This is a genomic window from Cupriavidus gilardii (genome assembly GCF_013347325.1).
Lineage (GTDB): Bacteria > Pseudomonadota > Gammaproteobacteria > Burkholderiales > Burkholderiaceae > Cupriavidus > Cupriavidus gilardii.
This window is the reverse complement of the sequence record NZ_CP054624.1, coordinates 1,783,937-1,798,866: the sequence shown is the minus strand read 5'-3', so window position 1 is coordinate 1,798,866 and position 14,930 is coordinate 1,783,937. Positions and strand designations below refer to the sequence as shown.

At 67.5% G+C, this 14,930-nt stretch carries 3 protein-coding genes; 2 read left to right on the top strand and 1 reads right to left on the bottom strand.

The annotated features are described in order from the left end of the window. Positions 1-15: 15 nt before the first annotated feature. Together FOB47_RS08130 and FOB47_RS08125 are read left to right on the top strand one after the other, a co-directional pair. Positions 16-1,224, top strand: a complete 1,209-nt coding sequence (locus FOB47_RS08130; RefSeq protein ID WP_174780553.1) for a PepSY-associated TM helix domain-containing protein — start codon at positions 16-18, stop codon at positions 1,222-1,224. Next, a complete protein-coding gene (locus tag FOB47_RS08125) occupies positions 1,221-1,466 on the top strand; it encodes a hypothetical protein (protein ID WP_174780552.1) in 246 nt (81 codons plus the stop codon). The genes FOB47_RS08130 and FOB47_RS08125 overlap by 4 nt, the downstream gene beginning before the upstream one ends. Here FOB47_RS08125 and FOB47_RS08120 read toward each other — a convergent pair. Continuing rightward, complete coding sequence (locus tag FOB47_RS08120; RefSeq protein WP_174780551.1) at positions 1,417-14,880, bottom strand: non-ribosomal peptide synthetase; 13,464 nt, start codon at positions 14,878-14,880, stop codon at positions 1,417-1,419. The two genes, FOB47_RS08125 and FOB47_RS08120, sit on opposite strands and share 50 nt — an antisense overlap. Positions 14,881-14,930: the final 50 nt, after the last annotated feature.

Sequence of the window (14,930 nt, the reverse complement as noted above, 5' to 3'; positions counted from 1 at the left end):
CGGGCGCCAGCCACCATGCACATCCGCACGTTCCGCATCTGGTACCTGGTCCACAAATGGACCAGCCTGATCTGCACCGTCTTCCTGCTGCTGCTGTGCCTGACCGGCCTGCCGCTGATCTTCGGGCATGAGATCGACCACTGGCTTGGCAATGGGGTAGAGGCGCCGGAATTGCCGCCCGATGCGGGGCGGGTCCCGGTCGATCGCATCGTTGCCGACGCACTGGAGCGGCGCCCGGGCACGGCGGTCCGTTTCGTCACGGCCGACGACGAGGAGCCGGTCTGGTTCGTCTCGCTGTCCTCCCGCGAGGCGCCGCGCCAGGGCGGCGCACTGCTGACCTACGACGCCCGCACCGGCGACCTGCTGCGCGACACGCCGCTGCGGTCCGGTTTCATGCTGATCATGGTGAAGCTGCATACCGACCTGTTCGCAGGTCTGGCCGGCACGCTGTTCCTTGGCTTCATGGGCCTGCTGTTCGTGATTTCGATCGTCTCGGGCATCGTCGTCTATGGCCCGCTGATGAAGAAGCTGCCGTTCGGCACCGTGCGCCGCGAACGGTCGACGCGGCTCAAATGGCTGGACTTGCATAACGTGCTGGGCATGGTCACGCTGTCGTGGGCCTTCGTGGTCGGGCTGACAGGCGTGCTGCTGACGCTGGCCAAGCCGACGTACAGCTTCTGGCAGGCCACCGAACTGAAGGCGATGGTCGCGCCGTTCGCGGCCAAGGCTGGCTCGTCGACCGCCGTGGCCGCGCCGCCGGAGAAGCTGGCCTCGCTCGATGCCGCGATCGCGCTGGCCAAGGCCGAGGAACCGGACATGACGACCGCCTTCGTCGCCTTTCCCGGGACGCCGCTGGCCGGCAACCATCACTACGCGGTGTTCATGCGCGGCGACGCGCATATCACCTCGCGGCTGATCAAGCCGGTGCTGATCGACGCGCAGACCGGCGCCTTCGCGGCCAAGCGGGACATGCCCTGGTACGTCGCGGCGCTGCGGATCTCCGGCCCGCTGCATTTCGGCGACTACGGCGCGATGCCGCTGAAGATCCTGTGGGCCGTGCTCGATGTCATCACGATCGTGTTGCTCGGCAGCGGCATCTACCTGTGGGTCGGCCGCACGCGTACCACCGATGCGCGCCTGCGGAAGATGGAAGACGAACAGCGCACCGCCGATCGCGCCGCTCCCGCCGTCGCCGCCATGACCGAGACCGGAGCCAGCCGATGAAAACCCCCGGGACGTTTCTCTGGATCTACGGCATGCCGATCGTGCTGGCCATCGCCGGTTGCGTCGGTCTGGCCGCCGCACTGTTCGCGGATGGGGTTTGGGACTGGGTCTCGTGGCTGGCGCTGGGTGCGATGACGGCGGCCGGACTCTGGTACGCCTTGATTCCGGCCGCCTCGCCCGCCGAGCGCCGCGTCAGCCGTTCGCTGGCACGGCCTCCAGCCGATCGCGCAGCGCGTCGATAAAGGCGGGCGCCCGCACGATTCCAAGATGGGTCGCGGCGACTCGCTGCGAATACGCCGGCTGTCGTTCCAGCATGGTCACCAGCCGTTCGATATCGTCGTCGCCGCGGTCGCCGGCCCACCAGCAGGTTGGTGCTACCCGCAGCGGCTGCAGCGACATGTCGTGGCTGAGTTCACGCAACCGTTCGGCGGTGGCAAACATCCGTGACAACTCGTCCGGCTCCGCATGCTCGACGCCGCCGGCCAGCGCAAAGGCCCGCCGGATCAGATGCTCGACCAGCGCTGCCCCTTGCAGCTCGGCTCGCGCCTGGGCCAGTTCGTCCGCGAAGGCGCTGTCCGCCAACTGCGGGAACAGTTGCAGCAGATACTGGTGAAGCTCGTCGATCGAGCCGCGTTGACGGACCGTGGCTATGCCCTGGCGTGGCACCAAGGTGTCCACCAGCCCAAGGAACGCCACCGTTTCGCCGGCGTCTTCCAGGATCGCCGCCATTCGCGCGCCCAGCGCGCCGCCGAGCGACCATCCCAGCAACCGATAGGGTCCCGTCGGCTGCACCGCCCGGATCGCCATCACGTGCAGGTGGGCAAGATGTTCAAGGGAGCCGAACGTGTCCAGCGGCGGGCAGGCCAGCCCGTAGACCGTGCCGACGCCCTCCAGCGATCGGGCCAGCGGCGTGTAGTCGAACACATTGCCGAATGACGCGTGCACGCAGAACAGCGGCGGTGCATCGCCGGAAGGGCGATTCAATGGCACGGGCCGATGCCGCGCAGGGTCGGCGCCGCCGAGCACCTGGCACAGCGACGCGATGGTCTGGTGTTCCATCAGATGGCGCAACTCGATCGCCAGGCCCGCGCCGGTCGCGGCGCGCAACCGCGTCAGCACTTGCAGGCAGAGCAACGAATGGCCGCCGAGCTCGAAGAAGTTGTCGTGGATGCCGACCTGTTCGACGCCAAGCACTTGCTGCCAGACTTGTGCGAGCAGCGCCTCGATCTCGTTGCGCGGGGCGACGTAGCCTTGCGTTTCCCAGACGGGAGCGGGTAGCGCGCGGCGATCGAGCTTGCCGTTGGGCGTGACCGGCAGCCGGTCGAGCGCGATCAGCTGGGCCGGGACCATGTGATCGGGCAGTTGCGCCTTGAGCTCGGCTTTCAGCGCCGTGGTGTCTGTGCCCTGCGGCACGCAGTAGGCCACCAACCGCTCCTCATGAACGATCACGGCGGCATCCTTGACGCCCGGCTGCGAGCGCAGCAGATGGGCAATCTCGCCGAGCTCGACACGGTAGCCGCGGATCTTGACCTGTTCGTCCTGGCGGCCGAGGTATTCGATTCGGCCTTGCGCGTCCTGTCTGACGCGGTCGCCGGTGCGGTACATCCGTGCGCCGTCGGTGAAGGGATCGGGCACGAAGCGCTCGGCGGTCAACCCGGGGCGACCGAGGTAGCCGCGAGCCAGCTGCGGTCCGGCGATATAGAGCTCGCCGACGATGCCGGCTGGCACCGGGTTCAGGTCGGCGTCGAGCACATAGACGCGGGAGCCGGGCAGCGGGGTGCCGGTGGGCAGCTGCCGTTCGGGCAAGGTTACGGCCTCGTGCGTCAGCACGCCGACGGTGGTTTCCGTCGGGCCATAGTGGTTGAACAGCCGGCAGTGCGGTTTCAGGTCGCGGATCGTTCGAGCCAGTTCGGCAGAGGTAGCCTCACCGCCGAGGATCAGCGCCTGCTCGGGCAAGACATCGGCAGGCTGCCGGGCCTGCAACAGACCGCGTAGATGGCTGGGAACGATCTTGAGTACGCCAACGCGGTGCTGCGCCATGTACTCCGCAAAGCGATCGGGATCGAAGCCGCGCTCGCGCGAGATTAGGTGCAGGGTCCGGCCACTGCAAAGGGCGCCGAACAGCACGGTATGGCCGAGGTCGGCGGCGGTGGTGGAAACCATCGCCATCGAGGCATCGGCCGGCAGCTCGAGCCGGTGCAGCACGCCGGAGACGTAGTGCGCGAGCGCATCGTGGCTGACCAGCACGCCCTTCGGGGTGCCGGTGGAGCCCGAGGTGTAGATCAGGTAAGCGGCCTGTCCCGGGAGCAGCGAGACAGCGGGCGCCTCGTCCAACGGTGCCACCAAGGCGGGATCGATGCAATCGAAGCCCGGCACGGAACCGACGACAACGCTTGCGCCAGCATCGTCCAGCAGCTGGCGCAAGCGTTCGGCCGGCTGCGCCGGGTCGAGCGGTACGCAGACGGCGCCCGCCTTCAGGATGCCAAGCAGGCCGGTGACGAACGCCGGCGAACGTTCGACACAAAGCCCAGCCCGCGTCTCGCGCCCGACACCGCGCTCGAGCAGCGCCGCCGCAATCCCATTGGCCAACCGATCGGTCTCGCCGCGCGTCAGCGTCTGTTCCTCGTATCGCAGTGCAATGGCAGAAGGATCCGCCACGACACTGCGTCGCCATGCTGCCAGCACACCGGCCGGCGCCGACGCCACCGCCTCGCCGATCAGCCTTCCTTCATCCTGGCCGTTCAGCACGAATCCGCCAACGCGAACGCCAGGCCCGGACGCCATCTGCTCGAGGATGCCAAGGTAGTGCGCCAGCATCCGTTCCACCGTACGGTGGTCGAACAGATCGCACGCATATCCCATGGCACCGAACACCGCGCCAGTCTGGTCCTCCTGCGTATCGAGGGAGAGGTCCACCTTGGTCGCTCGGACCGATCGCTCCACCGGTTCCAGCTGCAATCCTGGAAGTCGTTGCGCGATGCTGCGGTCGCGTCGCTGATGGTTGAGCATGACCTGGAACAGGGGATTGCGCGACGAGTCACGCTCCGGTTGCAGCGCCTCGACCAGTTGCTCGAATGGCAACTCCTGATGGGCCTGGGCTTGCAGCACCGACTCGCGGGCGCGCTCAAGCACGGAGTCGAAGGTCATGCTGCCTTCGATCTCGGTGCGCAGCACCTGCGTATTGACGAAGAAGCCGACCACGCCCTCCGTTTCGACGCGGTTGCGGTTGGCCACCGGCACACCGACGCGCAGGTCACGCTGACCGGTGTAGCGGTAGAGCAGGACCTGGAAGGCGGCCAGCAGCACGGTAAACAGCGTGGTGTCGGCACGACGCGCCAATGCCCTGAGTTTGGCCGAGAGGTCCGGGTCGAGCGAGAACGACACCGCACCGCCACGATGGCTCGGCACCGCCGGGCGAGGCCGGTCGGTAGGGAGTTCGAGCACCACGGTGCCGTCGTCCGCCAGATGCGACTTCCAGTAGCGCAGCTGCCGCTCCAGCTCTCCGGCCTCGAGCCACTGCTTCTGCCAGGCCGCATAGTCGGCGTACTGGATTGGCAATGGCGCCAATTGCGGCGACTGGCCGCTGACGAAACCGGCATAGACCCGCGCGAACTCGTCGATCACCACGTTCATCGACCAGCCGTCGGAGACGATATGGTGCATGGTGACCAGCAGGATGTGGTCGTCGTCGGCCAGGCGCAGCAGGCGCACGCGCAGCAGCGGCCCCTGTTCGAGATCGAATGGAACTTGGGCCTCCGTATCGACCAGCGACTGAATCGTGCTGTCCCGTTGCGCCGGCTCGATGTCGCGCAGATCGCTGATGGCAATCGGCAGGGGTTGAGGCGGGTGAATACGCTGCACCGCCTGCTCGCCTTGCTGATGGAAGGTCGTGCGCAGGCTTTCGTGCCGTTCCACCAGTGCGTCGAAGGTCCGCTGCAAGGCCGAGTGGTCGAGCGAGCCGCGCAGCCGCACGGCCCGCGGAATGTGATACGCGGCGCTGTTGCGGTTCCATTGCCAGAGGAACCAAAGCCGTTGCTGGGCCCAGGACAACGGGATAGGACCGCTGCGATCGACCCGCGCCGGCGAGCGATCCACGGTCACTGTGGAGGGCGAAGTGGCAGCCTGATCCGTCGCGATCGCGTGCGCAAGGTCGCCCAGTACCGGGTTGGCAAACACCTGCTTGGGCAACAACTTGTGGCCGGCCTTCTTCAGATGCGCGATCAGCTTCAACGACAGGATCGAGTCGCCACCGAGCTCGAAGAAGTTGTCGTGGATGCCGACCTGCTCGACGCCAAGCACTTGCTGCCAGACCTGCGCCAGCAGCGCCTCGATCTCGTTGCGCGGGGCGACGTAGCCTTGCGTTTCCCAGACCGGCGCGGGCAGCGCGCGGCGATCGAGCTTGCCATTCGGCGTGACCGGGAGCCGGTCGAGCGCGATGATTTGAGCTGGGACCATATGGTCGGGAAGCTGTGCCTTGAGCTCGGCTTTTAGCGTCGTGGTGTCGATGGCGTCCAGCACGCAGTAGGCCACCAACCGCTCCTCATGAACAATCACGGCGGCGTCCTTGACGCCCGGCTGCGACCGCAGCAGATGGACAATCTCGCCGAGCTCGACGCGGTAGCCGCGGATCTTGACCTGTTCGTCCTGGCGGCCGAGGTATTCGATGCGGCCTTGCGCGTCCTGCCTGACGCGGTCGCCGGTGCGGTACATCCGTGCGCCGTCGGTGAAGGGATCGGGCACGAAGCGCTCGGCGGTCAGCCCTGGCCGTCCCAGATAACCGCGAGCCAGCTGCGGTCCGGCGATATAGAGCTCGCCGACGATGCCGGCCGGCACCGGATTCAGGTCGGCGTCGAGCACATAGACGCGGGAGCCGGGCAGCGGGGTGCCGGTGGGCAACTGCCGTTCGGGCAAGGTTACGGCCTCGTGCGTCAGTACGCCGACCGTCGTCTCCGTGGGCCCGTAGTGATTGAACAGCCGGCAGTGCGGCTTCAGGTCGCGGACTGTGCGAGCCAGTTCGGCAGAGGTCGCTTCGCCGCCGAGGATCAGTGCCTGCTCGGGCAAGACATCGGCGGGCTGCCGGGCCTGCAACAAACCGCGCAGATGGCTGGGAACGATCTTCAGTACGCCAACGCGGTGCCGCGCCATGTACTCCGCGAAACGATCGGGATCGAAGCCGCGCTCGCGCGAGATCAGATGCAAGGTGCCGCCGCTGCAGAGGGCGCCGAACAGCACGGTGTGGCCGAGGTCGGCGGCGGTGGTCGAGACCATCGCCATCGAGGCATTGGCCGGCAGCTCGAGCCGGTGCAGCACGCCGGAGACGTAGTGCGCGAGCGCATCGTGGCTGACGACCACGCCCTTCGGGGTGCCGGTGGAGCCCGAGGTGTAGATCAGGTAAGCGGCCTGGTCCGGGAGCAATGAGACGGAAGGGGCCTCGTCCACTGGTGCCACGGAGGCCGGATCGAGGCAATCGAAGCCCGGCACGGAACCGACGACAACGCTTGCGCCAGCATCGTCCAGCAGCTGGCGCAAGCGTTCGGCCGGCTGCGCCGGGTCGAGCGGTACGCAGACGGCGCCCGCCTTCAGGATGCCAAGCAGGCCGGTGACGAACGCCGGCGAACGTTCGACACAAAGCCCAACCCGCGTCTCGCGCCCAACACCGCGCTCGAGCAGCGCCGCCGCAATCCCATTGGCCAACCGATCTGTCTCGCCGCGCGTCAGCGTCTGTTCCTCGTATCGCAACGCAATGGCAGAAGGATCGGCCTCGACGCTGCGTCGCCAGGCGGTCAGCACATCGGCTGCGGCAGTCTGCACATCGGCTGCTCCAGTGCCCGGCGACTCGCCCACCAGCATTCCGTCGTCTCCGCTGGCAAACCGCAGTTCGCCGACGCGAGCGTGCGGCGCCGAGACAATCTGCTCCAGCACAGCCAGATAGTGCCGCTGCAATTGCTGGACCGCCGCATGCGTGAAGAGATCGCATTGATAGCTGCAACCGATATCGAGCGTCGCGCCAGCTGAGACCACCAGCGTCAGTGGATAGTTGGTGGTCGCGGCATGGCTGACCTCGCCGAGCTTCAGGCCGTTCTGCTCGCGCTGGCGCAGCGCGGCATCGACCGGGTAGTTCTCGAACACCAGGATCGAGTCGAACAGCGCCTGGCCGCCTTGACCGGCCCAGCGCTGGATTTCGTACAGCGGCACGTGTTCGTGCTCGCGCAGCGCCAGGTTCTCCGCTTGCAGCGCCTGCAGCCAGTCGGCGACGGACTGGTCGGGCGCAGGCGCCTGGATCACCGGCAGCGTATTGATGAACAGGCCGAGCATCGCTTCAGCACCGGACAAGGCTGCCGGCCGTCCGGCGACGGTGGCGCCGAAGGCGACGGCACGTCTGCCGGTATAGCGCTGCAGCACGATGACCCAGGCCGCCTGCAGCAGCGTGTTCAGCGTCAGATGCTGGCTGGCGGCGCTGCGCTGGAGGCGGGCGAGGGCGTCGGCATCGAGCGTGGTGCGGCAGGTCGCATGACCGGGGCCGGCGTCAGGCGCAGGAAGGGCAGACGCCAGCCGCGTCGGCTCGTCGAGCGTTTGCAGCCGCTGGCGCCAGAACGATTCGCTGGCGGCAACATCGTGCGTCTGCAGCCAGGCGATGTGGTCGCGATAGCGGGAGGCGGGCGCCTCGACCGGCTGGCCATGGTAGCGCTGCAGGACTTCGCCGATCAATCGGGCCGTGCTCCAGCCATCGAGCAGCAGATGGTGGCTGGTCCAGATCATGCGGTAGCGGTTTGCGCGGAGTCGAAGCAGGCGCACGCGCATCAGCGGAGGCGTATCGAGCGAGAAGGCCTGTTTCCGTTCCGCGAGCGCGACGTCCTCGCACTCGGATTCGTTCCAATGCTGCTGCGCATCGATGCGCACCGGCGAAGGGACCTGCCGATAGACCGCCTGCATGGCCTGCCCCTCGATCCAGACAAAGCCGGTACGCAGGATCTCGTGCCGTGCGACCGTGTCGTCCCAGGCCGCGCCGAAGCGATCGGCGTCGAGGCCGTCGAGCGTGATGGCGAGCTGGTTGACGTAAAGCCCGGCTTCTGGCGCATAGAGCGAGTGGAACAGCATGCCGTGCTGCATCGGCGTCAGCGGATACAGGTCCTCGATCTGGCGGCCGTCGAGGCGATCGAGTTGATCCTGGGTCAGACCGGCGAGCGGTACGTCGGACGGCGTCAGCGCGCCGGGCGGCACGCTAAGGCAATGGTCGATAGTGCTCTCCAACGCCTGCCGATAGGCTTGCAACAGCGAAGCGATGGTCTCGTGGCGGTAGCGGGCGGTGCTGAACGTGATGCCCAGCGACAGCACGCCGCCGGACACCTGTCCATTGATCGTGATCCAGTTGCCAAGCGGGGCCTCAGGATCGCGGCTGGCTCCGCTGGACTCGTCGGCGAAGTCGAATAGCGCGTCACCACCGACGTTCTGGTCGAACTGACCCAGATAGTTGAACGTGATGCGGGGCAGTGCGCGGGACGCGAGTTGGTCACGGAGAGCTTGTGGCCCCAGATGGCGCAGCAAGCCGTAGCCGATGCCGTGGTCGGGAACGCCACGCAGCGTCTCCTTGACCGACTTGATGCTGGCCGCGGTGTCATCGACCGCCGGCAGTACCACCGGAAACATCGTCGTGAACCAGCCGACGGTGCGGGCGATATCCGGCGTCGCGCGCAAGGCTTCCCGGCCATGCCCTTCGAGCAGCACGGCAGCGCGATCGATACCCGCCCACTGGCGCACTGCCTGCGCCAACGCGCTCAGCAGCAGGTCGTTGATCTGCGTGCGGTAGGCGGCCGGCGCCTGCTTGAGCAGCCGTTGTGTCTGCTCGGCCGACAGCCGCAGGGTCAGCGTGGCAGCCTCCGCGATGCGGTCGTCCGACACGGCGTGGTCGCAAGGGACCTCTGGTCCGTGCTGGCCGCGCCAGTAGTCCACTTGCCGGGTGAGTTCGTCGGAGTTCGCATATTGAACCAGCGCCTGTGCCCAGGCCTTGTACGGCGCCGTCTTGGGCGCGAGAGCGATCGGTTGGCGTTGCTGCGCGGTCCGGTATGCCTGCTGCAGGTCTTCCAGCAAGATGCGCCACGAGACGCCGTCCACGACAAGGTGGTGAACGACGAGCAGCAGGCGCTCGCTGCCATCCGGCAATTGCAGATGCAGAGCGCGCAGCAATGGCCCCTGTGCAAGATCCAGGCTGCGCTGGGCACGGTCACAGTGCGCTGCGATGGAACCGGCGTCGTCAATTTGCTGCTGCCACAGCAAGTCGCCATCGGGGGGCTCGGCGTAGTGTTGCTGCCATTGCCCGTCCTGCTGGCGGTAGCGCAGCCGCAATGCGTCGTGATGGGCGACCAGCGCCTTCAGCGCGCTGCGCAGCGCGTTCGGGTCCAGAGGCTCCGCTGGTCGCAGCAGTACCGATTGATTCCAGTGATGGCGGTTCGGCATCGGCGTCTCGAAGAACGCCCGCTGGATCGGCAGCAGCGGCACCTCGCCGGCAGGCCTGTCGTCGACGCGCCGATGGGTCTCGTCGCGCTTGGCCACTTGTGCGAGCGCCTGCACGGTCTGATGCAGGAACAGGTCCTTGGGCGTGAAACGCAGGCCCAGTCGGCGGGCGCGGCTGACCGACTGGATCGACAGGATCGAGTCGCCACCGAGCTCGAAGAAATTGTCGGTGGCGCCGACGCGTTCGACACCGAGCACGTCTTGCCAGACCTGCGCCAGCAGCGCTTCGATCTCGTTGCGCGGGGCGACGTAGCCTTGCGTTTCCCACACGGGAGCGGGCAGCGCGCGGCGATCGAGCTTGCCGTTGGGCGTGACCGGCAGCCGGTCGAGCGCGATGATTTGAGCCGGGACCATATGGTCAGGCAGCTGTGCCTTGAGCCGGTCCTTGATCGCTGTGGCGTCGATGGCGTCCAGCACGCAGTAGGCCACCAACCGCTCCTCATAAACGATCACGGCGGCATCCTTGACGCCCGGCTGCGACCGCAGCAGATGGACAATCTCGCCGAGCTCGACGCGGTAGCCGCGGATCTTGACCTGTTCGTCCTGGCGGCCGAGGTATTCGATTCGGCCTTGCGCGTCCTGTCTGACGCGGTCGCCGGTGCGGTACATCCGCGCGCCGTCGGTGAAGGGATCGGGCACGAAGCGCTCGGCGGTCAGCCCGGGACGACCGAGGTAGCCGCGTGCTAGCTGCGGTCCGGCGATATAGAGCTCGCCGACGATGCCGGCCGGCACCGGGTTCAGGTCGGCGTCGAGCACATAGACGCGAGAGCCGGGCAGCGGCATGCCGGTGGGCAGTTGCCGTTCGGGCAAGGTTACGGCCTCGTGCGTCAGCACGCCGACCGTCGTCTCCGTGGGCCCGTAGTGGTTGAACAGCCGGCAGTGCGGCTTCAGGTCACGGACTGTGCGAGCCAGTTCGGCAGAGGTAGCCTCACCGCCGAGGATCAGCGCCTGCTCGGGCAAGCCATCGGCAGGCTGCCGGCCCTGCAACAGACCGCGTAGATGGCTCGGTACGATCTTCAGTACGCCAACGCGGTGCCGCGCCATGTACTCCGCAAAGCGATCGGGATCGAAGCCGCGCTCGCGCGAGATCAGATGCAAGGTGCGGCCGCTGCAGAGGGCGCCGAACAGCACGGTATGGCCGAGGTCGGCGGCGGTGGTCGAGACCATCGCCATCGAGGCATCGGCCGGCAGCTCGAGCCGGAGCAGCACGCCGGAGACGTAATGCGCGAGCGCATCGTGGCTGACGACCACGCCCTTCGGGGTGCCGGTGGAGCCCGAGGTGTAGATCAGGTAAGCGGCCTGACCCGGAAGCAGCGAGACAGCGGGCGCCTCGTCCACCGGTGCCACGGAGGCCGGATCGAGGCAATCGAACCCCGGCACGGAGCCAACCACCACGCGAGCCGCGGCGTCATCCAGCAACTGGCGCAAGCGTTCGGCCGGCTGTGCCGGATCGAGCGGTACGCAAACCGCGCCGGCCTTCAGGATGCCAAGCAGGCCGGTGACGAACGCCGGCGAACGTTCGACACAAAGCCCAACCCGCGTCTCGCGCCCAACACCGCGCTCGAGCAGCGCCGCCGCAATCCCATTGGCCAACCGATCTGTCTCGCCGCGCGTCAGCGTCTGTTCCTCGTATCGCAGCGCAATGGCCGACGAATCCGCGTCGACGTTGCGCCGCCATGCCGCCAGCACATCGGTCGGCGCCGACGTCACGGACTCGCCAATGAGCCGTCCGTCCTCATTGCCCAACTTCAACTCACCAACGCGAAGCGCCGGTGTCGACGCGATCTGTTCGAGGACGCGGACGTAGTGGCCGCGCATCCGCTCGATCGTGTCGTGATCGAACAGATCGGTGGCGTAGCTAAGCCGGCCCGCAATGCCGTCCTCGCTTTCCACCAGATCCAGCGCGATATCGAAGCGCGTGACATCGCCCTCGATCTGTTCGGCCGTGACGACGTAGCCAGCCAATTGCTTGGGGACCGCAATCGGCAGCGCCAGGTTGAATTTGACCTGGAACAGCGGGTTATGGGCGAGGCTGCGTTCCGGCTGCAGCGCCTCGACCAACTGTTCGAAGGGCAGGTCCTGGTATTGCTGCGACTCGCGCACCGTCTGATGCAGCCGGCGCAGCAGGGCATCCCACGGCATGCTGCCATCGACGTCCGTGCGCACGACGATCGTATTGATGAAGCATCCGATCAGGCCTTCCGTCTCGACGCTGCCACGATTGGCGACCGGCACGCCGACCCGGACATCGCGCTGCCCCGTGTAGCGGTACAGCAGCGTCTGGAAGGCGGCCAACAGCACCGCGAACATCGTCGTCTGTGCAGCGAGCGCGATGCCACGCAAGCTTGTCGCCAACGGCCCGTCCAGCATGAAGGGCACCGCGCCGCCGCGATGACTCTGCACCACGGGCCGCGGGCGATCCCAGGGGAGTTCCAGTACAACAGGCTGGCCGCCAAGGCGGCCCTTCCAGTAGCCGAGTTGGCGGTTGCGCTCGCCGGCACCGAGACGGTCCGCATGCCAGGCGGCATAGTCCGCGTAGCGGATCGCCAGTGGCGGCAACTCGACCGGGCGATCCGCCGCGAAGCCCTCATAGAGCCGGCAAAACTCGTCGATCGCCACATTCATCGACCAGCCATCCGACACGATATGGTGGACCGTGATCGACAGCCATTCCTGGTCGTTGGCAACAAGCAATTGCGCGATGCGCACGGGCGCCGCGGCAAGCAGGTCGAACGGCTCGGCGCTGAGCTCTCGCGCCTTTGCCTGCGCCTTGGCGGCGGCGTCGGGACCAGGCTCGCGCAAGTCCACTACCGCGATCGGGCAGGGACCGGCCGGCAGCACGCGCTGCCGCGGTTCCTCATGCTGGTCCAGTTCGAAGCGGGTGCGCAGTGCCTCGTGCCGGGCGACCAGCGCGTCCACTGCGCGTTGCAGCGCGATCCGGTCGAAACGGCCGCGCAGCTTCAGCACGCCCGAGACGTTGTAGGCGCCGCTGTCAGGCTGCATCGACCACAGCACCCACAGGCCGCGCTGCACCGGAGACAGTGGGGCGAGCTCGCTGTCGGGCCGGCGCGAGATGGCCATGTCCTCTGACGGCGTTTCTCCCTCGTCGCGCGCCAGCAACCGCTCGATGACCGCCGCGTTGGCTCGCAGCGACCCATCGGCAAACAGATGCGCCAGCGCGTAGCCACGATGCAGCCGCTCCCGGATTCTCGACACCAGCTGGGTCGCGCGCACCGAGTTGCCGCCCAGGGCAAAGAAGTTGTCATCGGCCGAGGCAGGGTGGACACCCAGGACTTCCTGCCATAGCTCCGCCAGAGTCGCCTCGGTGCCCTGCAGCGCCACGGCATCGGCGTTGGCATTGGCGATCGCGACCGGCGCCGCCGCGCCGTCGAGCGAAGGGACCGATGCGAGCCGCCGCCCCGATTCGAATGCGGCCCACAGTGCCAGTTCGCCACTGCGCCAGGCCGGCAGGCAGCGCGAGCGCTGCAGCTTGCCGCTGGTGGTCTTCGGCAATTCGCCGGGCTGCAGCAGCAGCACCAGACCCGGCGGCTCGCCGCAGCAGTGCGCCACCGCCTCGCGGATGGCGGTTTCCACCGCTTCGGGCGAGCCGAACTTCTGGATGCTGCGCGCAATCTCGGCGGCGATGCCGATCGTTTCGATCTGACCGTCGGCGGATTGGAACGGGAAGGCCGCGACGCGCCCCTTGCGCACGACCTCGACCGCCGCTTCGACCGCGATCTCGATGTCCTGCGGATACAAGTTGTGTCCGCGAACGATGATCAGGTCCTTCAAGCGTCCGGCGACATAGAGCCTGCCGTCGTGCAGAAAGCCGAGGTCGCCGGTGCGCAGATAGCGCGATGCGGCGTCGCCGTGATCAGGGAACGTCATGGCGGTGGCCTCGGGCTGCTGCCAGTAGCCGGCCGTCACGCTTGGCCCGCTGATGCAGATCTCCCCGATCTGCCCGTCTGGAAGCGGCTGGCCATGCTCGACGCAGCGAATGTCGACGCGATGACCCGGGGCGGCATCGCCGCAGGCGACCAGTCGCGTACCGTCGCCATCGATCGATGCAACCGCGTGTCCGGATGCCAGCGCGGCCTCGTCGAATCCGATCGGCGTGGCGCCTTCGCCGGGACGCCCCCCGGTGGCGAGCAGCGTTGCCTCGGCCAAGCCATAGCAGGGATAGAGCGCACGAGCGTCGAGGCCGGCGGCGGCGAAGTGGCTGGCAAATCGTTCCAGTGTTTCGGCGCGAATCGGCTCGGCGCCGCAGAAGGCGACGCGCCAGCTGCGCAGCGACAGCGTCGGCACTTGTGCCGCACGTACGCGCTCCACGCACAGCCGATAGGCGAAGTCGGGGCCGCCGCTGACGGTGCCGCGGAACCGGTCCATCGCCTCCAGCCAGCGGCGAGGCCGTTGCAGGAAATAGGTGGGCGACATCAGCACCAGCGGCATGCCGCCAAAAAGCGGATGCAGCAGTCCGCCGATCAGGCCCATGTCGTGATAGAGCGGCAGCCAGCTGACCATCACGTCGTCGGCCGTGGTGCCGAACTGGCTGGCGATGGCCGCTTCGTTGGCGACGATATTGGCGTGCGTCACCATCACGCCCTTCGGGGTCGCGGTCGAGCCGGAGGTGTACTGCAGGAAGGCAATGGCGTCGGGACGGATGGCCGCGGCCAAGGCCCTCGCGTCCGCGACGGTGGGTCCAGGCGACGCTGGCCGGACCGACGATACGGTGACGACGTGGGCTTGCAGGCTGGCGGACCGGCCGCTGGCCCAGTCGCCGGCAAGTCCGTCGTCGACCACCACCACAGCAGGCTGCGCGTCGGCGGCGATGGCGTTGAGCCGTGCCAGATGCTGCGGCCGCATCGACTCCGGCGGGAAGGCCGGCACCGCGATGACGCGCGCCAGCAGGCAGCCCAGAAACGCGCTGACGTAATCGATACCGGTATCGAGCACGATCATCGCGCGCTCCCCGGGCCGGGCCACTTCGCTCAGTCGCGTGGCATAGGCCGCCGCGCGCGCGAGCAGGTCGCGATAGCAGTAGGGCGTGCCTTCGGGATGGTCCTCGTCCAGCACCGTCAGCGCCATCGCATCGGGGCGGCCTGTCGCGTGATGGATCAAATAGTCGAGCAGCGTCTCGCCTTGCATTGCTGTCCTTTTGCGAATCGATGGACCGGTGCTGCACCAGCACGTCCGAC